Origin of the sequence: Pedobacter duraquae (assembly GCF_004362245.1) — a bacterium.
GTDB lineage: Bacteria > Bacteroidota > Bacteroidia > Sphingobacteriales > Sphingobacteriaceae > Pedobacter > Pedobacter duraquae.
On the sequence record NZ_SNWM01000001.1, the window covers coordinates 432,074 to 453,917 of the forward strand.

Annotated in this window: 18 protein-coding genes and 1 riboswitch; of the genes, 7 read left to right on the forward strand and 11 right to left on the reverse strand. The window is 41.5% G+C overall.

Annotated features, from left to right (window positions below):
• Window positions 1-10: 10 nt before the first annotated feature.
• The 8 genes from mutS to CLV32_RS02025 form a co-directional block, all read right to left on the reverse strand.
• Window positions 11-2,620: a DNA mismatch repair protein MutS gene (mutS, locus tag CLV32_RS01990; protein ID WP_133551856.1), complete on the reverse strand. Its 2,610-nt coding sequence runs from the start codon at window positions 2,618-2,620 to the stop codon at window positions 11-13.
• Between the two features lie 87 nt (window positions 2,621-2,707).
• Complete coding sequence (locus CLV32_RS01995; protein ID WP_133551858.1) at window positions 2,708-3,433, reverse strand: menaquinone biosynthetic enzyme MqnA/MqnD family protein; 726 nt, start codon at window positions 3,431-3,433, stop codon at window positions 2,708-2,710.
• 2 nt (window positions 3,434-3,435) lie between these two features.
• Complete coding sequence (locus CLV32_RS02000; protein WP_133551860.1) at window positions 3,436-4,050, reverse strand: histidine phosphatase family protein; 615 nt, start codon at window positions 4,048-4,050, stop codon at window positions 3,436-3,438.
• Entirely contained in the window at window positions 4,051-5,244 is a 1,194-nt protein-coding gene (mqnE, locus tag CLV32_RS02005) for an aminofutalosine synthase MqnE (RefSeq protein ID WP_133551862.1), read from the reverse strand.
• Window positions 5,245-5,334: 90 nt separating this feature from the next.
• Window positions 5,335-5,802 carry a sterol desaturase family protein gene (locus tag CLV32_RS02010; protein WP_133551864.1) on the reverse strand — a complete coding sequence of 156 codons (468 nt, stop codon included), beginning with the start codon at window positions 5,800-5,802 and terminating at the stop codon, window positions 5,335-5,337.
• 3 nt (window positions 5,803-5,805) lie between these two features.
• Window positions 5,806-6,321, reverse strand: a complete 516-nt coding sequence (locus tag CLV32_RS02015) for a hypothetical protein (protein ID WP_133551866.1) — start codon at window positions 6,319-6,321, stop codon at window positions 5,806-5,808.
• A 6-nt stretch (window positions 6,322-6,327) separates the two neighbouring features.
• Window positions 6,328-7,818 (reverse strand): phytoene desaturase family protein, encoded by a 1,491-nt coding sequence (locus CLV32_RS02020; RefSeq protein WP_133551868.1) that lies wholly within the window; start codon window positions 7,816-7,818, stop codon window positions 6,328-6,330.
• A 93-nt stretch (window positions 7,819-7,911) separates the two neighbouring features.
• On the reverse strand, window positions 7,912-8,406 hold the full coding sequence (locus CLV32_RS02025; RefSeq protein ID WP_133551870.1) for a lipocalin family protein: 495 nt from the start codon (window positions 8,404-8,406) through the stop codon (window positions 7,912-7,914).
• 101 nt (window positions 8,407-8,507) lie between these two features.
• On the opposite strand from CLV32_RS02025, the gene CLV32_RS02030 reads away from it, so the two are divergent.
• From CLV32_RS02030 to CLV32_RS02045, 4 genes are all read left to right on the forward strand, one after another.
• Window positions 8,508-9,632: a trans-sulfuration enzyme family protein gene (locus CLV32_RS02030; RefSeq protein WP_133551872.1), complete on the forward strand. Its 1,125-nt coding sequence runs from the start codon at window positions 8,508-8,510 to the stop codon at window positions 9,630-9,632.
• A gap of 159 nt (window positions 9,633-9,791) precedes the next feature.
• A riboswitch (SAM riboswitch) is annotated at window positions 9,792-9,904 on the forward strand.
• Window positions 9,905-10,157: 253 nt separating this feature from the next.
• A complete protein-coding gene (locus CLV32_RS02035; RefSeq protein ID WP_133551874.1) occupies window positions 10,158-11,465 on the forward strand; it encodes an O-acetylhomoserine aminocarboxypropyltransferase/cysteine synthase family protein in 1,308 nt (435 codons plus the stop codon).
• A 9-nt stretch (window positions 11,466-11,474) separates the two neighbouring features.
• Window positions 11,475-12,533 carry a homoserine O-acetyltransferase family protein gene (locus tag CLV32_RS02040; protein WP_133551876.1) on the forward strand — a complete coding sequence of 353 codons (1,059 nt, stop codon included), beginning with the start codon at window positions 11,475-11,477 and terminating at the stop codon, window positions 12,531-12,533.
• Between the two features lie 2 nt (window positions 12,534-12,535).
• On the forward strand, window positions 12,536-13,780 hold the full coding sequence (locus tag CLV32_RS02045) for a homoserine dehydrogenase (protein ID WP_133551878.1): 1,245 nt from the start codon (window positions 12,536-12,538) through the stop codon (window positions 13,778-13,780).
• A gap of 53 nt (window positions 13,781-13,833) precedes the next feature.
• Here the strand turns inward: CLV32_RS02045 and CLV32_RS02050 are convergent, their stop codons facing one another.
• From CLV32_RS02050 to CLV32_RS02060, 3 genes are read right to left on the reverse strand one after another with little or no spacing between them, the layout of a single operon-like run.
• Window positions 13,834-15,171 carry a dihydrolipoamide acetyltransferase family protein gene (locus CLV32_RS02050; RefSeq protein ID WP_133551880.1) on the reverse strand — a complete coding sequence of 446 codons (1,338 nt, stop codon included), beginning with the start codon at window positions 15,169-15,171 and terminating at the stop codon, window positions 13,834-13,836.
• Window positions 15,172-15,220: 49 nt separating this feature from the next.
• The gene (locus CLV32_RS02055; protein WP_133551882.1) at window positions 15,221-16,477 is read right to left on the reverse strand and encodes a competence/damage-inducible protein A; all 1,257 of its coding nucleotides are present in this window, start codon (window positions 16,475-16,477) and stop codon (window positions 15,221-15,223) included.
• A 2-nt stretch (window positions 16,478-16,479) separates the two neighbouring features.
• A complete protein-coding gene (locus tag CLV32_RS02060; RefSeq protein ID WP_133551884.1) occupies window positions 16,480-19,134 on the reverse strand; it encodes a putative LPS assembly protein LptD in 2,655 nt (884 codons plus the stop codon).
• Window positions 19,135-19,190: 56 nt separating this feature from the next.
• On the opposite strand from CLV32_RS02060, the gene CLV32_RS02065 reads away from it, so the two are divergent.
• Genes CLV32_RS02065 through CLV32_RS02075 form a run of 3 tightly spaced genes read left to right on the forward strand, consistent with a single transcriptional unit; the run spans window position 19,191 to window position 21,836 of the window.
• Entirely contained in the window at window positions 19,191-20,075 is an 885-nt protein-coding gene (locus CLV32_RS02065; RefSeq protein WP_243732215.1) for an N-acetylmuramoyl-L-alanine amidase family protein, read from the forward strand.
• Window positions 20,075-20,875: an N-acetylmuramoyl-L-alanine amidase family protein gene (locus CLV32_RS02070; protein ID WP_243732216.1), complete on the forward strand. Its 801-nt coding sequence runs from the start codon at window positions 20,075-20,077 to the stop codon at window positions 20,873-20,875. Before CLV32_RS02065 ends, CLV32_RS02070 begins: the two co-directional genes overlap by 1 nt.
• A 10-nt stretch (window positions 20,876-20,885) precedes the next feature.
• Window positions 20,886-21,836: an MlaD family protein gene (locus CLV32_RS02075; protein WP_133551888.1), complete on the forward strand. Its 951-nt coding sequence runs from the start codon at window positions 20,886-20,888 to the stop codon at window positions 21,834-21,836.
• The last annotated feature ends 8 nt before the right edge of the window (window positions 21,837-21,844 follow it).

Here is a 21,844-nt window from a genome sequence, read left to right on the forward strand (position 1 = left end):
TTCTAGCGGATTAAGTTTTTATCAGTCGTTGGATTTCATCCAATTTTAGCAACGCTTCAACCGGTGTTAAAACATTCACGTCGAGGTTATTTAAAGTATCTCTGATTTTAACCAGTACGGGATCATCAATAGCAAACATATGCAGTTGATATGCCTGATTTTGCACTTTCTTAATGCTATCCTTAATACTCTGCCCCTCTGTGCGATCTAATTCCAACTTTTTCAATATCTCGTTTGCCCTGTTGATCAACTTTGGCGGCATTCCTGCCAACTTAGCCACATGGATACCGAAACTATGTTCACTGCCTCCTGGAATCAGCTTACGCAGAAATATAATTTTGTTTCCTGCTTCTTTAATGGACACGTTAAAATTCTTTACTCTGCCCATGGTATTTGCCAACTCATTTAGCTCATGATAATGCGTAGCAAACAATGTTTTAGGCTTTGCGGTCGGATGGGTATGTAGAAACTCGGCAATTGCCCAGGCGATAGAAATTCCGTCGTAGGTGCTCGTTCCCCTTCCAATCTCATCCAGCAAAATAAGGCTGTTATCAGAGATGTTATTTAAGATACTTGCCGTCTCATTCATTTCCACCATAAAAGTACTCTCTCCGGATGATAAGTTATCGGAAGCACCCACGCGTGTAAAAATTTTATCGACCAATCCAATTTCTGCGGCCTTAGCTGGCACAAAACATCCCATCTGTGCCATCAGTACGATAAGCCCTGTTTGCCTTAAAATAGCAGACTTACCAGACATGTTTGGCCCGGTGATAATGATAATCTGCTGGGTATCGTTATCTAAAAACACATCATTGGTGATATATTCTTCACCTGTTGGCAGGCGTTTCTCAATCACAGGATGTCTTCCACCTTTAATATCCAACACCTTACTGGTGTTAAGCACCGGTTTTGCGTAATGGTTGTTAATTGCAAGCTGTGCGAAGCATAAAAGAACATCAAGCTGTGCGATTACGAAAGCATTAAGCTGTATCGGTTTAATGTACGCTGCAACCTGATACATCAATTCGTTGTATAGGCGGACTTCAATCTGCTGAATTTTTTCTTCGGCCCCAAGAATCTGTTCCTCGTACTCTTTAAGTTCTGGTGTAATATAACGTTCAGCATTTACCAGAGTTTGCTTCCTGATCCAGTCCGCCGGCACTTTGTCTTTATGCGTGTGCGTAACTTCCAGATAATAGCCGAATACATTATTGAAAGCAATTTTCAAAGACGGAATACCTGTTGCCGCCGCCTCTCTTTTTTGAATTTCAACCAGATAGTCTTTCCCGCCAAAAGCAATTTTCCGCAGTCTATCCAGATCTTCATCTATGCCATCTGCTATTACGTTCCCTTTAATAAGCAATGCCGGTGGATCTTCCTGCAGGGTGTGCTCCAGCTGCTCCCGGATAGACACGCAAGGATTAAGCTGTCCGGCAAGCATTGCCAGATATGGATTTCCAGATTGCTCAGAGTTTACTTTGATAGTCTCAATATGATGTAATGCCTTTTTAAGTTGATTAAGTTCCCTTGGGCCAACTTTTTGAAGTCCTACTTTGGAGATCAGTCTTTCCAGATCACCAATCTGCTTTACCTGCACTAGAAATTCCTGGATCAGTTCCGGCTGATCAACCAGAAATGCGACAGTACCCAGTCGCTCTTCAATGGGTTTCAGTTCCTTCAAAGGCATAATAATCCACTTGTGCAATAATCTCGCACCCATCGGCGTAGAGGTTTGATCAAGCACGTCAAAAAGAGTTACCGCATTATCATTCGCTGTGCTGATCAGCTCCAGGTTCCTGATTGTGAAACGGTCCAACCACATAAATTTATCCTCTTCCAACCTGGAAATGGCAGTGATGTGTTTTAAGTTCCTATGTTCCGTTTCATTCAGGTAGTGCAAAACTACCCCGGCAGCTACCAGCCCTATCGTCAATTTCTCAACGCCAAAGCCTTTCAGGGAATTCACCTCAAAATGTTTGGTCAGCACCTCATTGCTATAATCATTGGTAAAAGCCCAATCATCCAGATGAAAGGTATAAAATTTGTCGCCAAAGAACTCCAGAAAATCCTTTCTCCTGCTTTTCTGAAACACAACTTCTGTTGGTTTAAAACCTTGCAACAGCTTATCTATATAATCAGTGTTGCCCTGGGCAACCAGAAATTCGCCGGTAGAGATATCCAAAAAAGAAACGCCACAAGTATTTTTCTCGAAAAATACCGCCGCTAAATAATTATTTGACTTCTGCTGAAGTATGTTGTCATTATATGCGATACCCGGTGTTACCAATTCCGTAACACCACGCTTAACAATGGTTTTCGTGGTTTTCGGATCTTCTAGTTGATCGCAAATTGCTACGCGCTGGCCTGCGCGGACAAGTTTAGAAAGATAATTTTCGAGGGAGTGATGTGGAAAACCTGCTAATTCAATATGACCACCGGGACCGTTGCCCCTTCTGGTAAGCACAATACCCAGGATCTGGGAAGTCTTTATGGCATCTTCGCCAAAAGTCTCATAAAAGTCTCCTACTCTGAATAATAGCAATGCACCCGGATACTTAGCCTTGATGGCATTGTATTGTTGCATTAACGGTGTTTCCTTAGTTTTATCTTTCGCCAAAATGATTCTATTTACAAAATCGTAAATATACTATGTTCTGGATTAGCGTTCTGCTTCCATTTCAATATAATTTGATTTTTCCAGAAACTATAGTTTACTAATATAACTTAGGAAAAGAGCAAGGGCTTCTCTTTTATCATCCGTTAACTCAAAATCAAGCTTATGCAAGAGATAGTCCTCAACATCAAAATTGGGTACAGCAGGTAGCATCTTCAAAACTTCGTTACGTGAATCGAGACCTGATTTCAATGCTTTGTTAAAAGTTCCAATAAATTCCGCTGGAATAGATTTATTGGCCACCCAGGCGGCATACAAAAATGGTAAGCCTGTAAAATTCATCCATTCCTCACCCATATCATAAGCGTAGGCATAGTCGTCCCTTTTACCAAAAGTCCGGTCTCCAATGAGCACCATCGCATCAGTCTCGGCACTTAAATCCGTAGTGAATACAGCTTCTTGTTTCCAATAAAATTTCAGGAGCACTTTGGCCAGGTTATTCGATGTTCGGGACTCTCTGTCCAGCTTCACTGTCTTAATCTCAGCTACAGGGACTTTACTAAAAATAAACACAGAATTCACAGCACCTTTTGATCCAATGCAGTAATCGGCAATGATCTCCGCATTAGGCACGTCTGGAATTGCGGCAACTGGAATAAGTCCTACATCGACCTGCCCACTGATTAGTTTTGCGGCACAGTCTGACGGAATATCCAATGTCAGGTCAATCAGATCTTTCACTTCTGAATGTTCAATGCCGTAAATAAAAGGTTTGGTATTGGTATAGGCTACTGCAGAAATTTTAATCTTATTCAATGTTAACTACTTAAATGATCAGTATTGTTAAAATCAATGATGTCAAAAACACCATCAGTATAAGAGAGCTTGTAAAGAGTCGTATTTTGATGTGGAAAATCAGCCATTTCAGCAAGAGGCTTATTCATCAGGACGCAAAGCAACAGGCGCATTGCCCGTCCATGCATACAAACCAATACGGTCTGTTCAGACGTCGCACTGATAATGGTATGCATAGCTTCTTTTAGTCTGATTTCTACCTCTTCAGGGCTTTCACCGCCTTCAAACTTTGCGGTATATTCACCAGCTTGCCATCGCTCAACCATATCCCGAAAAGCGCTTATAGAAACTTCTGATCCCTCTTTGCCTTCCCAAATTCCCCAGGCAAGTTCGTCAAGACCTGACAACTGCGTCCAGGGCAAGCCAGATTCGATAAATCGCTTTACAGTCTGGTGTGTCCTTTTCAGCGATGAAGTATAGATATGATCGAAGGGCACATCCTTGTACATTTCATAAAATGACTCCGCTTGTGCCCGACCGGTATCATTCAGATCGCTGTTTATTCCCCGGCCCTGTACAATTCCACGGGCATTTAATTCAGTCTCACCATGTCTGATGATATAAAGTGTTTTCGGCATTTAATTAATTACTGGTAGTTTATAGTACTGTGGTTTTACTTCATCTTCAAAAACAAAATCCGTATAATCAGTTACTACATTATACAAAGTGTCACGTTCAATAGGCTCACGGTTAACTTGTTTAATCAGGTTGACCAGCTCCTGGGTACTCATTCCAGGTGTTTGTTCTTCAGCACCAGCCATAGAATAGATTTTTGTCGTGTCGTCAAGCGTACCATCGATATCATCCACCCCGAAGTTTAGCGACAGCTGAGCGGTTTGTCTGCTGATCATTGCCCAGTATGCTTTAATATGGTCAAAATTATCAAGATAAATTCTGGCCACAGCATAATTCCTTAAATCCTCAATTACTGAAACCTCAGCAACATTTGACATTTGATTGTTCTGATTCCTGAACTTCAGGGGGATGAAAGCCTGGAAGCCCCCAGTTTTGTCCTGAAGCTGTCTTAAACGCTCCATGTGGTCTACACGATGCCAAAACTGCTCAATGTGCCCATATAACATCGTCGCATTGGTGCGCATTTCTAGTTTATGTGCCTGCTCATGGATATCGAGCCATTGTTCGGCCGTACATTTATCGTTCGCAATCTGAGTTCTGATTTCAGGGTGGAATATTTCTGCACCTCCGCCAGGCATGGAATCCAAACCTGCGTCTTTCATAAACTTCATCCCGTCATAATGTGACAGCTTTGCCTTTTTGAAAATATAATAATATTCAACCGGTGTTAACGCCTTAATATGTAATTCCGGACGGTGAGCCTTCGTTCTCCTAAAGAACTCAGCATAAAAATCAAGATTTTGTTTTGGAACAACACCTCCAGTGATGTGAACTTCGGTAACGGGCTCGCCATCGTACTTTTTAACGGCGTCTAACATTCCATCAACACTCATTTCCCAACCTTCTTCTTTTTGTTTGATCAACCTGGAATAAGAACAAAAATTACAGGTATATACACAAAGGTTTGTTGGCTCTACATGGAAGTTTCTATTGAAGTAAGTTCTGTTACCATGCTTTTTTTCACGGATATAGTTGGCAAGAACGCCCAGATAACCTAAATCTGCATGTTCATAAAGATAAACACCTTCATCAAAGCTAATGCGCTCACCGCTATTTACTTTTAGTGCAATTGTTCTTAGCATTTCCGGAAGATCCGGGTCATTTAACAAGTAACTGAGTTTTATAGAGGTATCCATTGTCCAATTTGTATAGACAAAAGTAAGATAAAATAGAATGCTTTTGGTCTTATGCCCCCAGAAAGCTGTCAGCATTATGTCAAAGGTAAACTACTTCCTATACTGCCAGGCCTCTCTAAAATAGCGAAACGGCACAAACAACATTCCGAAACATTCTCCCTCCTCTTTGCCCAAATGCTTATGATGAATTTTGTGTGCTTTCCGTAAGGCTCTGAAATACACGTTGGTTGTTCTGGTAAACAGCTTGAACCGCTGGTGGATCAGAATGTCATGAACCAGGAAATACCCTATGCCATAAAGCGTAATTCCAATTCCAATGAAGATCAGGAATTCCCATCCAGGAATATAGGTTCCAATGGAAAAAAAAGTCATCGCAATAACGGCAAATATCACAAAGAAGTAATCGTTCTTTTCAAAAAAATGTGGTTGTTTATTATGGTGATCTTCATGTAGCGTCCACAACAAACCATGCATAATGTACTTATGCGTTAACCAGGTTATACCTTCCATGATACAGAAAGTTAACACTACAATACCTATATATATTATTACAGACATAATTTAGAGTAGATTTTTAATGATGCTTCTTTCGTAAGCAGTTAAAGTCCTGGATTGTTCCATATAATTTTTTATCCGGCAGTATAAATCCTGATCGGTGTTTCCCGAAACACCCTTTTGCAAATAGGCAATCAGCAGGTCTTTATCGTTATCCAGATTTGCCGAATAATTCAAAATTGATGGCACGTTGACCTGTGTTGTGTAGCGTAAAAAAATCAACTCCGGATCTCCGGGCGACGATTTAATAGCACTTTCCAGCAATGCCCTTCCTCTTCTGAAATAGGCTATTTTCTTAACCGGATTAAATACGTGCTTACACATTAACAGTTCCGAAATACCACGGTATCCAACAAGCACAGACTGCCCGTTCTCATCAAACGCCTTAAATTCACCGTATATTCTTTCCGCTACGTCGCTATTTTCGACCGCTGCATCCATCATCTTCCGGTAAGCAACGAGGTTAGTCGAATTTTTGCCAACAAAAAAAAATGGGATAAAAAAGAACAGCAGCTGTTTCATAAATATCTAAGCGGTTTTTATCATTTCCTTTGCCATTGATTTAATAAGTTCTGCTGCAGCAACCTGACCAGATATTAATGCTGGCGGCACTCCGGGGCCGGGTACCGTTAATTGCCCTGTATAAAATAAATTGCCAACCTTATGATTTTTCAAAGAAGGTTTAAGTACCGCAGTTTGCATCAAAGTATTAGCCAAACCATATGCGTTTCCTCCAAAGGCATTATAATCAGTAACGAAATTATCCAGACAATATGATCGCTTATAAATAATATCAGCTAAAAATTCTACACCAACCTTATCCTCAATACGTTTAATGATACCCTTAAAATAGCTTTCTCTGATCTCCTCAGTATCCTTCAAAGCCGTAGCTATAGGAACGAGGATAAATAGGTTCTCCATTCCTTTTGGAGCTACAGTAGGGTCAGTCTTTGACGGACAACAAACATAGAACAAGGGGTCTGTAGGCCATTGCGGCGTAGCGTATATTTCTTTAGCATGCTGATCAAGATCTGCATCGAAAAAAAGGTTGTGATGATGTAGGTTTGGAATTTCTTTATTTACCCCGAGATAAAAAATAAGACAAGAAGGTGCGAAAGTCTTTTTATCCCAATAATCAGGCGTATAATTTCTGTATTGCTCTTCAAGAAGGTGCTGCTCTACATGGTTATAATCAGCTGAAGCAATCACACCGTCGGTAAGCATTATCCCCTCAGAAGTCTCCAGACCATAAACTTTATCTCCAGCAATTTTGAGTTGCGTAACAGGAAGGCCCGTTTTGAATTTCACGCCCAACGATACTGCCAGTTCGTACATCCCCTCTATAATCTTATGCATCCCTCCTTCCGGATACCACGTTCCCTGTACCAGGGCAGAATAGTTCATCATGGTATATAAAGCGGGAATCTTATTCGCCATTGCCCCCAGAAAAAGCACCGGAAATTCCAACAATGCAATCAGACGCGGATCTTTGAAATACTTCCTCACATAACTGCTTACCGAGCTAAAGATATTGGACTTCAACATCCCAACAATTACTTCTTTGTTTGCATATTCCATCCAGGAGAATGCTGGCTTGTAAACCAGTTCTTTCATCCCGATTTTATATTTAAATTCGGCCTCTTTAAGAAATTTAGTGAGTGATTTGCTGCTTCCCGGCTCAATAGATTCGAATGTTGCATAAAGCGCATCGAGGTTTGCAGGTACTTCAAGGGTTTCTTTTCCCGGAAAGATCAACTGAAATCCAGGATCAAGCTTCTTCAGTTGGTAGTAGTCGGCAGCCGACTTCCCAAACTGATTGAAAAAATGCTCGAAAATATCCGGCATCCAATACCAGCTGGGCCCCATATCGAAGGTAAATCCTGCCGCTTCGTAAGTTCTGGCGCGACCACCTATGCCGCTGTTCTTTTCAAAAACTGTAACCTCGTGACCGTCTCTCGCCGCAAAGCATGCAGCAGACAGACCAGAAAATCCGCTACCTATTATAGATATTTTAGCCATAAATTGATGTCCCTAAGTTAAGGAAATTAGCCGACAACCGGTAACAAAAAACCCGGCTATTACGCCGGGTCGATATTAAATAAGCTATAGCTATTAATTTGCAGCCTTTGTATAATCTAATACAATGTAAGCTGTACCAGAACCATATTCAACGGGCGATTTCAGAATCAGATTGTCTCCATTCGCAGAAAACAATACTAACCTGTAACCTTCTGTTACATTTTTAGCTTTTTCTCCTTCGTAAATCTTTTTGAACTGGAAAGTTTGATCTGCAGTACTTACTGACCAAAATATCGTTTGAGTTTTAGCTTCACAACCACTTCCACCAGGTAAAGTATACGAACCATTTCCGCTATTGGTAAAATTCCATGTACTACCCACAAAGCATTGGTAAGACGCCTCATTAAACAAGCCTTTTACTGCTACAGACGGGATACCTTCGAAACTCACGTTGTTAAGAACCCATTTCCCAGTCACATTACCGCGTTTTGCCACAGTAGTTCCAGAAGCATTTTTTGTAGTCGAGCAACTTTGCAAAACCATTAATGAACTGCATAAAATGGCCGCTATGACGAATATTCTTTTCATAAATATATTATTTTCATGACAACTTACACAAATCTTGCCAAAACACGAGCTGCTAGGATATAATCATTAAATTTGCCGGCAACATAAGAATGCTTACTGATATGAAACCAGAAACTATAGCGATACACGCAGGTAATTTTGTTAAAAGTGCTACCGGCGATGTAACACCACCTTTAAGTTTATCAACTACCTATCTAAGAGATGAAAACGGTGGTTATCCTGGTGGGCACATGTATAGCAGAGTAAGTAATCCCAACCGCTCATCATTGGAGCAGTTGCTTACTGAACTGGAGCACGGTGCCGAAGCCTGCGCTTTTTCATCAGGAAATGCCGCTGGCATGGCTGTATTTCAGGCCCTTAAACCTGGAAGCCACATCATTGCGCCCGACGATATGTACTGGGGATTTAAAAAACAGCTACAGTCTATTTTTGCAGACATCCTAACGATAGATTTCATCGATTTAACACATACTGAAGGCATAGAAGCCTATATCCAACCTAACACGGTGATGATTTGGATTGAAACACCGTCTAACCCGTTACTAAAAGTAACAGATATCTCCGCACTGAGCACAATTACAAAAAAACACAACCTTATTTTGGCTTGCGATAGCACCTTCGCCTCTCCTTGCCTGCAAAATCCAATAACGCTTGGTGCAGATATCGTGATGCACTCGACCACAAAATATATTGGAGGACACAGTGATGTGCTAGGTGGTGCATTGGTTACAGCAAAAGCTGATGACCTTTGGGCGCGGATCCGGAATATTCAGCAGATAGGTGGTGCAGTCCCATCTCCTTTCGACTGTTTCTTATTGGTTAGAAGTATCAAAACACTTCCATACAGAATGCGTGGCCACTGTGCAAACGCTAACACACTTGCAAACTTCCTGGCACAACACCCTAAAGTTGATGCCGTATATTATCCTGGATTAACAAGCCATCCACAGCATAGTATTGCTAAAAGCCAGATGTCAGACTTTGGGGGGATGCTCTCAGTATTGGTCAAAGGTGGATTTGACAACGCTAAAACAGTAGTAAATAATGTGCATATATTTGCACAGGCAACAAGTCTGGGCGGTGTAGAAAGTTTAATAGAACACCGTGCATCAGTAGAAGGTCCAGACACCAAGACACCACAGAATTTAATTCGGGTATCCGTAGGACTGGAGCATATTGACGATCTTATTGCTGATTTTGATCAGGCTTTGGCACTAATTAATTAGAAAAAATTAACCCAATGAACTGAAATAACTAAAATAAATAACTGTTTTACAGTGCATTGTTTAAAATTCAAAATAATATTTTGAACTATTAGCTATTAAGTATACATTTGCTTCATCATTAGCACAGCTAATCAAGTCAATACCTCCAAAAGATGTTTTGATTTATAAAGAAGTGGCGAGAGACAGGCTCTACGACCCACTGGCAACCCTCCAAAAAAGAGAAGGTGCCAATTCCTGACCAGATAACATGGTGTTATTTGGAAAGATAAAATGAGACAGATGAAAAAGCAAGCTTTCAACACTACCAGTCCTACACCAGAAAACCATTTTAAGGTACTATCTGGAATTTCCCGTTTTAACAATCAAATTTGCAAATCACATACTACTTACTGTATGTGCTGTTGCATAGCCTAACCTAAAAATCTTCCCTTTGTATCTATCATACGGAAGGCCTCTTCAGGAGGTACGCTGAAATTGTTATATATTTTCTGCAATCAGCAGAACCATTCACATTAGCTTTATTTTATGTCAACATATAAATTTGAGACCCTGCAATTACATGCAGGACAAGAAATTGACCCCTCAACCGGTGCCCGCGCAGTACCCATCTATCAAACTACAGCCTACGGATTTAAAAGCTCTGAACACGGTGCCAATCTTTTTGCACTTAAAGAGTTCGGGAATATCTACACACGGATCATGAACCCGACCACAGATGTATTCGAGAAGCGAATTGCTGCACTTCAGGGTGGTGTTGCCGCAGTTGCTGTTGCATCCGGACAGGCTGCCCAATTTATCGCTTTAAACAACATCGTACAAGCGGGAGATAACTTCATCTCCTCTTCACACCTCTATGGGGGAAGCTATAATCAATTCAAAGTAGCTTTTAAAAGATTGGGCATAGAAGTAAAATTTGCCGATGGAGCCGATGTCAACGACTTTGAACGCCACATCGATTCCAAAACAAAAGCAATCTATCTGGAAAGCATAGGAAACCCATCCTTTAGTATCCCAGACTTTGAGAAACTCGCCGCTATTGCGCAGAAGCATGATCTGCCACTAGTTGTAGACAATACTTTCGGCGCCGCCGGATACTTGTTCAGACCAATAGAGCATGGCGCCAACGTAGTTGTAGAGTCAGCCACAAAATGGATTGGCGGTCATGGTACAAGTATTGGGGGAGTAATTGTCGACGGAGGAAATTACAATTGGGGAAATGGCAAATATCCGCAATTTAGTGAGCCTGCTGAAGGTTACCACGGACTGATCTTCAGTGACGTCTTCGGGATCGGCGGTCCATTTGGCAATATTCAGTTTAGCATCCGCGCCCGCGTGGAAGGCCTGAGGGATTTTGGCCCTGCCTTATCCCCTTTCAATTCATTTCTATTAATCCAGGGACTGGAAACACTCTCCCTTCGGGTACAGCGCCATGTAGACAATGCGCTGGCATTGGCCACCTGGCTTGAAAAACACCCCGCCGTAAAAAATGTAAATTATCCAGGATTAGAAAGCAGCCCTTATCACGCTAATGCAAAAAAATACCTGCAAAATGGCTTTGGTGCTGTACTCTCATTTGAATTAAACGGCGATCAGGATCAGGCAACTAAGTTTGTCGATCACCTGCAACTCGTTAGTCACCTGGCAAATGTAGGTGATGCGAAAACCCTAATCATCCAGCCTGCGGCAACAACCCATCAGCAACTTGGTGCTGCAGAACAACTGGCTGCAGGTGTTACACCGGGACAACTCAGGGTTTCAGTCGGCATTGAACACATCGATGATATTAAAGCTGACTTTGAACAGGCTTTTGAACAAGTCTACGAGGGCCAATAAATCAGAATCATGACTACACAACATCAATATAAAGACACCAAAATCTTTAAGCTCGAGAGCGGCAAAAAACTCCGTGGCTTAGAAATTGCCTACCACACGTACGGAACGCTCAATGCAAAAAAAGACAATGTGATCTGGGCCTGCCATGCACTTACTGCAAATGCAGATGTACTGGATTGGTGGAAAGGTCTCTTCGGCAGCAATGCCTTGTTTAATCCAGAAGAACATTTTATCGTATGCGCCAATGTGATCGGTTCGCCATATGGAACTATAAATCCGCTAAGTACGAATCCAGTAACGGGGCAGCCCTACTATTTAGCTTTCCCTGAATTCACCATTCGTGATATCGTGAAGGCACATCAGCTACTCGCCAGGCACCTTAAAGTGGAACACATTAAAGTGCTGATCGGTGGATCCCTTGGCGGACAACAGGCATTAGAATGGGCGATAAGTGATAGTAAATCAATAGAAAATCTGATTCTCGTTGCTACAAATGCTTTTCATTCTCCCTGGGGAATTGCATTTAACGAAAGTCAGAGACTTGCAATCAGCACCGACCGTACCTTTTACGCAAACAAACCTGACGGTGGTTCCAAAGGTCTAAAAACAGCACGAAGCATCGCCCTGCTATCTTATAGAACTTATGAAGCTTACAACACAACCCAATTGGAAAGTGTAAACGAAAAGACCGAAGGTTTCAGGGCAGCTTCTTATCAGAACTATCAGGGTGAGAAACTTGTCAACCGCTTCAACGCCTATAGTTATTGGTACCTCACTAAGGCAATGGATAGTCATAATGTTGGACGTGGACGTAAAAGTATAGCAGACGCACTTGGAATGATCAAATCAAATACCCTGGTTATTGGGATAGAAAACGATGTGTTGTTTCCAGTTACAGAGCAAAAATTCCTCAGCGAAAACATCCGCAATGCGGAATTCTTCAGTGTTAATTCCGCATACGGACATGATGGCTTCTTAATTGAAACAGATATCCTTACCCGTGTAATCGGAAACTTTCTTAAAGAAAGCGTAAATAAAAAAATAGTAAAATTACATCAGACAGCTTAGTAATGAGTACAAAAATAAAAATTGGATTATTTGGCTTTGGCGTTGTTGGCCAGGGCTTACATGACATTATTCGCGGACAGGACCTCAATCTTGAGATCATTAAGATCGCTATTAAAAACCCCGAAAAACAACGGACACTCGACGCCAATCTTTTCACAACAGACCACAGCGAATTGCTGGATAACCCAGAAATAAACACCATTGTGGAGCTGATCGATGATGCAGAAGCGGCCTTTCAAATCACGAAAAGAGCTTTAATAAGCGGTAAACACGTGGTCTCTGCCAACAAAAAAATGATCGCTACCCATCTAGCCGAGTTGGTAGAACTACAGACAAAATATGGCGCTTCACTGCTTTACGAAGGTGCCGTTTGCGGAAGTATTCCAATCATCAGGAATCTGGAAGAATATTATGACAATGAGTTGTTGCATGGTATCAGCGGCATCTTTAATGGTTCCTCAAATTACATCTTATCCAAGATCTTCAACGAGAACATGGCTTATGAGACTGCCCTTAAAGAAGCTCAGGACTTGGGATTTGCCGAGACCGATCCTATCCTGGATGTTGGAGGATTTGATCCTAAGTTTAAATTGGCAATTGCCACAGCCCATGCCTATGGCTTGTTCATCAGTCCGGATAAAATTCTAAACGTAGGAATTCAAAATTTATCTGAAGACGACATCCAATATGCAAGAGAGAAGAACTTTAAAATAAAGCTCGTTCCTACAGCGCGGAAGATCAGCACCAAACAGATCGTAACCTACGTGCTGCCAAAATTTGTTAGGTCCGATGATTTCTTGTACAACGTGGAAAACGAATATAATGGTGTAACAGTCCAGGCTGCCTTCGCTGACAAGCAGTTCTTTTTTGGTAAGGGAGCGGGTGGACATCCTACTGGTGCAGCGGTCCTATCAGATATTGCCGCACTCCGTTACGGATATAGATATGAGTATAAAAAATACAATCAGAATAATGGTTTGATCCATACAGACAATGTAAATATCGAGGTATATATCCGCTATGCCCATGAATATACCATAGAGAAGCTTAAAGTGACGAACATTGTAGAGCGTTTTTCAAGAAGTAATTATAAATATGTGATCGGAAGTGTTTCGCTAAAAACCTTACTCGCTAATAAAGATCTTCTGATACAAAAAGAAGTGTTTATCGCGCACACAGGCAAGTACACCTACACAGAAAATCAAATTCAGCACATTATTGCTGAAGAAGCGGCTTTAGTTAACTAATGTTTGTTTTGTTTTGAAATGCAAAAGGGCCGGATAATCCGGCCCTTTGCTATTTAAATTTCTCTGCTAATATCCCAGTTCTCCAGGTAATCGGCTACCCTTCGTACAAAAGAACCACCCAGTGCACCGTCTACCACCCTATGGTCGTAAGACAACGACAGGAACATCATGTGTCTGATCGCAATCACGTCACCAAACTCCGTTTCTAAAACTGCCGGTTTCTTCTTAATTGCGCCTACAGCAAGAATTGCTACCTGCGGCTGATTGATAATCGGCGTGCCCATCACATTCCCGAAAGAACCCACATTTGTTAATGTAAATGTGCCACCTTGTGTTTCGTCGGGCTTAAGTTTAGAGATACGTGCCCTGCCGGCAAGATCGTTTACTGCTTTCGTTAAGCCTACAAGGTTAAGCTGGTCAGCATTTTTTATAACAGGAACGATCAGGTTACCACTTGGCAATGCCGCGGCCATACCTATATTGATATCTCTTTTCTTAATAATCTGGTTCCCATTAACCGTTACGTTGATCATCGGAAAATCTTTGATCGCCTTCGTTACAGCCTCTACAAAGATTGGCGTAAAGGTGATTTTCTCATTCTCCCGTTTTTCAAAATTTTTCTTCACACGCTCGCGCCACATCACCATATTTGTCACATCAGCTTCCACAAAAGAAGTTACATGTGGAGAGGTCTGAACACTCATCACCATATGTTCTGCAATAAGTTTGCGCATACGATCCATCTCGATAATCTCATCTGTACCGCTAACGCTTGCAGCAACAGGCGCAGATTTAGCAGGAGCAGAAGCCGCTACCGGAGTTGGATTTTGTACATGTGCTGGTTGAGCAGCCGTTGCCGATTTTCCAGAATTTCTTGAAGCTATATAGCTTAGCAAATCATCTTTTGTCAATCTACCTTCAGCGCCAGTGCCAGAAATTCCCTCCAGCTCATGCTGACTGATGTTTTCCTGATTGGCTATGTTTTTAACTAATGGGGAGTAAAACCGACCTGATTCTGCAGGTTCAGCAGATTTTAATTGATCCATACCCGGAATAGATTCAGCAACATCAGTTTCAGTAAAAGCAGGTTCAATTGCTATTTCTACAGCAGGCACAACAGTTTCGATTGCCGGGGCAGAGCTATCGCCACCCTCAGTTTCTATAATTGCGATGACAGCACCTACCTGTACCACCTCATCTTCCTGAAATAATTGTTTAATCAGCTTGCCTGCAACGGGTGAAGGCACTTCAGAATCTACTTTATCAGTTGCTATTTCCAGCAAGGTATCATCCAACTGGATCATATCTCCTGGCTGTTTAAGCCATTTTATCACGGTTGCTTCAGCAACACTCTCCCCCATTTTGGGTAACAGCAATTCGTATTGAGCCATTTGTTTACAGTAAATTTATACTTTGGTATTGCCCACAAAAGTAAGGCATTTATCCAGAAAAACGATCATCTTCTTTCAGACGGTTAATAATCATAGTAAGCGCAGCAATAGCTGAACGCTCAATATTTTGAATCCTTTTGTTGCCAAAATTGAACACTTTAGCTTCCACCCGATCTTTGCTTGCTACTGCAATCCACACAGTACCAACTGGTTTATCGGGCGTACCACCATCTGGACCTGCGATACCACTAACAGCCACAGCATAGTCAGTATTGAAATGTCCAACCGCACCGGAAGCCATTTCCTTGACGGTTTCTTCGCTTACTGCACCGTAGGTGGCAAGTGTTTCCTGTTGTACACCCAGAATAGATTCTTTAAGTTCATAAGAATATGCAACGGCCCCTCCTGCAAAAACTGCAGAACAGCCGGGGTGTGTCGTAATCAAATGGGCAATATAACCTCCAGTACAACTTTCTGCGGTCGACAAGGTAAGGCCTTGCGCCATCATCACATCAAGAATTACTTTTTCCAATGCAATATCATCTTCAATAACCACATACGTCTTTACACGATCAACGATCAGTCGCGCATAGCTTTCAATCTCTGCACGCAATGCAGACTCATCCTCGCCAGAACCACTGAGTCTTAACCTTACCTGCCCAAGTCTCGGTAAATAAGCAAGCTTAATATATGCGGGTAAAGTATCTTCAATATCTTCAATTTGTTGCGCCAGGAAAGATTCGCCGATGTTAGCTGTCAATATAGTTTTATGAACGATGTTGGGCAATACAAAAGCAGCCTTTAATCTTGGCAATATTTCCTCGTCCATCAAGTACATCATCTCATAGGGCACTCCAGGCATTGATACAATAACCTTTGATCCATGGTTGAACCACATACATGGAGCAGTGCCATTTTTGTTCTGGATAACAATGCAACCATCGGGAACATCTGCCTGTTTCATGTTCGACTCGATCATCGGACGATTGAACCGCTTGAATATAGACTTTACCTGCTCCAACGTTTCTTCATCCCGGCGGAAGCCCATGTTGAAATATTTAGCCAGCGTCAGTTTCGTGATATCGTCCTTTGTTGGGCCTAAGCCTCCGGTAATTAAAATGATCTCTGCACGCTCTTCAGCCAGCTTTAAAGCCTCCAGAATGTGTGCCTCATCGTCAGACACCGAAGTGATCTGTTTTACCTTGATTCCTGCCAGATTTAGCTGTTTGGCCATCCAGGCCGAATTGGTATCAACAATCTGACCTATGAGAATCTCATCCCCAATGGTAATAATTTCTGCTAGCATAGTTAGTTATAACGTGGAGAATAACTCTGTTGTTTGCTTAATTTCAAATCCTGAAGAATAGAGGATTTCACTTTCAGTGTCAGATAAAAACTTCTGTACACACCAAGCGGCACCCAATGGATACTCATATCCCAGCAATGTAAGTCTCTGTAAATATCGATACTTGTCAAAGCGAGTGTCTTGGCTTTTAAATCATAACCAGATCTGAATTGCAGTTTCCATTTCGGTGTCGCATTAAAATCACCATTAAATGTTAATGCATTGGTAACGGTAGGATCTGTTCCTGCCCTTGTTGTGCGGTATTGGAAACTGTAATCGAATGCAAAATTCCATGGAATTTTAAAGTCGACAAAAGCGTTAGGATCTCTGCTCACCGCTTCAAGTTGTTCTTTTTGCTCTGCAGTAAGACCCGCAGTATTCGTCTGAGAATTCACCTTGTCCATCTTGGCATTTTTTGCTTTGAGCGCTTCAGGGTTCAGGCTGTAAGAGAAAGAAAAACCAATGGAGGTTAAGCGGGGTAATTTAAAATTGGCAAATGTATACTTATCGATAATCTGCTTAGTTTTTATACCATTAATTGTGGTGTCGCCTACCTGATATGGATCGAGCTCCCCGTTAAAATTGATTCCTAGCTTATCGGTAAACTGCGATCTACCACTAAATGGCAAGGTGGATAATTTATAAGCAGGAGCCAGGAAATTATAACTACCAGAAATATTCAATCCTTGCAAGATTGCTAGTTTTCTGAAACCAGTGCCTGTAGTATCCTTATCAGATCTTATTTTTGCTTCCACCGTATTATCCAAAGCAAAGCCTAATGAAGCCTGTTTTCCCTGCGAAGGGCCCGATAAAAGTGTCCCAGCAAAAATAGAGTACAACTTATCTTGGCCTGGATACAATGGATCTGTAAGCGGCGTGCCATCCTGGTACCGCAGTTTTTTATAATATCCCCTGCTTTCTGTAGCAAAGTCGGGTTTATAACTTAAGTTAACGCTAGGCGTCATCACATGCCTGATGGCCTGCAAATTCCCAAGGTGCTTAAATTGGGCTGTGTTATAAATCTTTGTAGACATTCCAATCCCGATATTGTATTCTCCTGAACGTTTAAATCCAGGAATGGTATCATATACCAACGAATCCGCCCGTTTAATACCTTTAATCATCGTTTGATTAATAGTCTGGAAATGCCATTGCTCATTATATTGTGCATTTACGTTGAAGTTGAAATACTTTGCAACGTTAAACGGCAAACTAATGGGTATCTGGTGCCCAATTCCATTTTGAAAACGGCTAAAACCACCTTTTTTAAAGATTTCGCTCTCTTTCCCAGACACCGTATTCGTAGCCGTCATACTATATCCTAAAGTTAGTTTTTGATACCATAACTGATCACCTACCCTTGTTTTTGAATCAAAAGGATTAATGGTACTCATGTTTAAGTTTACCTGAGGTAAGGTCAAACTGAGCGTTTTTGCCTGGATCTCCTGACTGTGTTGCAAAGCGGCCGTAAGGTTGAATATTCCCATCACTTTACCATAACTAATACTGGATGCCATGGTGTTCTGAGATATCGTACGAATATCATAACTTGCATTTGCCGCAGTAGCTAAGTTGTAAGATGCTGTTCCTGCATTTACTGAAGCACTAAATGTTGTTCCAGGATGTGCATTTGCATTCTGACTGTGACTCCAGTTGATATGGAAGTTTTTGCTGGGTTCATATTCCGGCGTTCCTTCTAATCCTGTACGTGTACTCGCGTAAGAGAAATTCACATTACCGTTATACCGGTAGCGTTTCATATAATTACTTGACACATTCCCATCATATGAACCTCTGGTATATACGGTACCTGTAATTTTGGCATCCACGTAGTCATTGAAAGCAAAATAATATCCCCCATCCTTCAGAAAGAATCCCCTGCTCGCATCTTCCCCTACATTGGGAAGCAACACGCCTGAAGTCTTTTTATTCGGCTTGGGAAAAAAAGCAAAGGGAACACCCAAAGGAAAAGGAATATCCTCAATTTTAAGATATGCCGGGCCGGTTATGATTTGATTTTTAGTGACGATCCCCTTAGTAATAAAAATACCGAAATGGGGATGCGGCAAATTACACGTACTATAGGTCACGCCCTTAATATGCACTTCATCATCCGGCTGTTTTTTACTTTGTCCGCCAGAAAAGTAACTTCCATCCTGTTCACTATACGTATTAAACACGGTACCCTTTCCCGTCTTAGTATTATAAAAAAGAGAATCTGCGATAGAAGAACCTTCCTGTTCCATTTTAAAAATAGGTCTGCCTACATATCTGCCCTTCTCGTCTTTACGACCGCGGGCAAAAATAATATTGTTCTTGGTGTCGTACTGAATATAATCGGCATCCAGTTCAAACGTCTGGTATACCACCCTTGCATTACCAAATAAATACAGAATACCTGTTTTTTTATCCGTGAAGCTGGAATCAGATTTATTTTCTATGCCGTCCTGTAAGCCACTTGTGCTAACTACCTTGTTTTTTGTGGTGTCTCTCTTCGTTGTATCCACTTGCTGACGCTCCTGGAACATGGAAAAACTAGCCAATGCAAATGCTTTTTGACTAACCGCAGTTAATAAAACAATTGAATTTAGTAAAATGATCTTATGTAAAAGTTTCAAATTCGTGTGTGAATGTTATTTTTGCATTAATGTTTAATCCAAAACGTCCAAAATTAATGAAAAATATACCATTGCCCGGTGCAAAAGCGATTTTGATGGTATTTATTTCCACAGCCTTAGTTATAGCCTCTTATAGTCAGGCTTTTACACAACAATACAAAGTGAAAACGATCGTGATTGATGCCGGTCACGGGGGCATTGACGGCAGTACCAGGGGGATCTATTCTACAGAAAAAGATGTAGCGCTAAAAACGGCGCTTAACCTCGGCAAAATGATTGAAGCGAGCATGCCGGATGTAAAAGTTGTTTACACCCGTAAGGAAGATGTTTTCGTAAAATTATATGACCGGATAGGGATTGCCAATGTAAACAAAGCCGATCTTTTCATCTCGATCCATTGTAACGACATGCCGGTATATAGAAGTACCGTTGTTACGGGTTATACCCGCAATAAAAAGGGCAAACGGGTGCCGATCACTAAAACTGTTTCCCGCAAGAGCACCTCTACACATGGAACAGAAACCTTTGTTTCCGGATTTGGTCGTATGAGCGAACAAGACAACGAGGTGATAAAAAGAGAAAATGATGCGATCCTCCTTGAGGACAACTACAAGGAAAACTACGAAGGATTTGATCCGAGTAATCCTGAAAACTATATCATCCTGTCGCTCATGAAGAACAATTATCGTGAAGCGAGTCTCAATCTTGCGAAGATGGTACAAGACGAATACGTAAAAGCAGGAAGAATAAACCGCGGTGTCCAAGAAAAAAGCCTTGCTGTACTGGCACGTGCCGGAATGCCTGCAATACTTACGGAGATTGGTTTTATTAGTAATCCCGAAGAAGAAGATTATATCAATTCAGATGCCGGACAGCAAGAAATCTGCGCCGGATTATTAAGTGCCATACAACGGTATAAGAAGAGTGTAGAACGTAATTAATGGGCAAAAAAACATTTAACACAGCGTTAATTTCTCAGGTATTCCTTTTTATGATTATCTGTTGCAGCACAACTGTTCTTGCACAGGATAAAGGCTACCGCTTAAAAACCATAGTTATCGATGCCGGACACGGGGGCAACAAACCTGGCGCCTCCGGAGCTTACTCACTAGAAAAAAACATAGCGCTGAAAGTCGCGCTGAAGCTTGGAAAACGGTTTGAGGACGACATGCCCGAACTAAAAATCCTGTATACGCGCAAAACCGACGTGGATGTTGATTTTTATAAACGTGCTGAACTCGCAAACAATGCAAGGGCGGATCTATTTATTTCCATACATTGCAACTCTGCGGGAAGCAACAAGGGGCCTTATGGTACGGAGACCTTCGTGGCAGGTTCGCATCGCCTCAATGAGCAGGATGTAGCCGTTAGGGAGAATGCCGATATTAAAAAGGAGAAGAACTATAAACAAAACTATGATGGTTTCGATCCTAACGATCCTGAAACATTTATTATACTATCTTTGTTTAAAAGTAAATTCCGGACGAAGAGCATGGATTTTGCTAGTCTCATCCAATCCAATTACAAAAAAATGAACCAGCGCTTAAGCCGGGGAGTAAAGGAACAGGGAATCTTAATTCTGCAAAGGTGTGGGATGCCTGCAGTGCTGACAGAGATTGGCTTTATCACCAATCCTGCAGAAGAGAACTACATGAATTCTCCCGAAGGGCAGGAAGAGATTGTGAATGCCATATTTAATGCCGTAAAGCAGTACAAGAAACAAACAGAAGTAATTAAGTAAACAGAACAGAGTGAAAATAGCGAACGAAACTAAAGTAGGCATACTGGCGGCCTTTTCCATAGCCTTGTTAATCATTGGATATAACTTCCTGAAAGGAAATGCCATCTTCTCTACCGAAACTGTTTTGTATGCAAGATACTCACATGTTGATGGATTAGGCGTTTCCAAGCCCGTCTTGATCAACGGATTCCAAATCGGACGTGTCGATAAGTTACAACTCCAACCGGATGGTACCATCCTGGCAACTTTGAAGATCAAGGGAAAGTACGAAATACCAAAAAATAGCACAGCAAGATTGGAAAGTACAGACCTGCTGGGAAGTAAAGCCATTGTTATGGCACTGGGAACAGGAAAAGACTTTGCTCAGGACGGCGACACGCTGAATGCTAACGTAGAAAAAAATCTGATGGAGGCCGTTCAGCCCGTGCAGAAAAAAGCAGAAGCAATCATCGGCAAAATGGACTCTATACTTACCAGCATTAATGCCATTGTAAATCCTAACTTTCAGAAAAACGTGGATAAGAGTTTTACCAGTATTGCTGCAACATTGGCTTCTTTAGAGGCTACTTCTAAAAAGGTAGACAATATGGTAGGTACTGAAGGATCTAAGATCTCTGTCATATTAACAAATGCTGAATCTATCTCAAGTAACCTTAAAAACAACAATGCCAAGATCAATGCGATCATGAATAACATCAACTCGATTACAGATCAGGTAGCTGCTGCCAACTTTAAGCAAACGATTGAGAACGCTAATAAAGCCGTAGCTGATTTACAAGGGGTAGTTAATAAGATGAACAATGGTAACGGCACTTTGGGCTTGTTGCTAAACGACAGCAAAATGTATGACAACCTGAACAACGCTTCGAAAAATCTGGATAACCTGATAATTGATCTGAAACAAAATCCAAAACGTTACGTACACTTCTCCGTATTTGGAGGTGGTAACAAAGATAAATAAAACAAAAG

Excerpts from the sequence above, each read along its gene's own strand:
- CLV32_RS02000 (WP_133551860.1), bottom strand. The coding sequence starts at position 4,050 with ATGCCGAAAACACTTTATATCATCAGACATGGTGAGACTGAATTAAAT.
- CLV32_RS02010 (WP_133551864.1), bottom strand. The coding sequence starts at position 5,802 with ATGTCTGTAATAATATATATAGGTATTGTAGTGTTAACTTTCTGTATC.
- CLV32_RS02025 (WP_133551870.1), bottom strand. The coding sequence starts at position 8,406 with ATGAAAAGAATATTCGTCATAGCGGCCATTTTATGCAGTTCATTAATG.
- CLV32_RS02045 (WP_133551878.1), top strand. The coding sequence starts at position 12,536 with ATGAGTACAAAAATAAAAATTGGATTATTTGGCTTTGGCGTTGTTGGC.
- CLV32_RS02020 (WP_133551868.1), bottom strand. The coding sequence starts at position 7,818 with ATGGCTAAAATATCTATAATAGGTAGCGGATTTTCTGGTCTGTCTGCT.
- CLV32_RS02030 (WP_133551872.1), top strand. The coding sequence starts at position 8,508 with ATGAAACCAGAAACTATAGCGATACACGCAGGTAATTTTGTTAAAAGT.
- mqnE (WP_133551862.1), bottom strand. The coding sequence starts at position 5,244 with ATGGATACCTCTATAAAACTCAGTTACTTGTTAAATGACCCGGATCTT.
- CLV32_RS02050 (WP_133551880.1), bottom strand. The coding sequence starts at position 15,171 with ATGGCTCAATACGAATTGCTGTTACCCAAAATGGGGGAGAGTGTTGCT.
- CLV32_RS02040 (WP_133551876.1), top strand. The coding sequence starts at position 11,475 with ATGACTACACAACATCAATATAAAGACACCAAAATCTTTAAGCTCGAG.
- CLV32_RS02065 (WP_243732215.1), top strand. The coding sequence starts at position 19,191 with ATGAAAAATATACCATTGCCCGGTGCAAAAGCGATTTTGATGGTATTT.
- CLV32_RS02070 (WP_243732216.1), top strand. The coding sequence starts at position 20,075 with ATGGGCAAAAAAACATTTAACACAGCGTTAATTTCTCAGGTATTCCTT.
- CLV32_RS02015 (WP_133551866.1), bottom strand. The coding sequence starts at position 6,321 with ATGAAACAGCTGCTGTTCTTTTTTATCCCATTTTTTTTTGTTGGCAAA.
- CLV32_RS02035 (WP_133551874.1), top strand. The coding sequence starts at position 10,158 with ATGTCAACATATAAATTTGAGACCCTGCAATTACATGCAGGACAAGAA.
- CLV32_RS02055 (WP_133551882.1), bottom strand. The coding sequence starts at position 16,477 with ATGCTAGCAGAAATTATTACCATTGGGGATGAGATTCTCATAGGTCAG.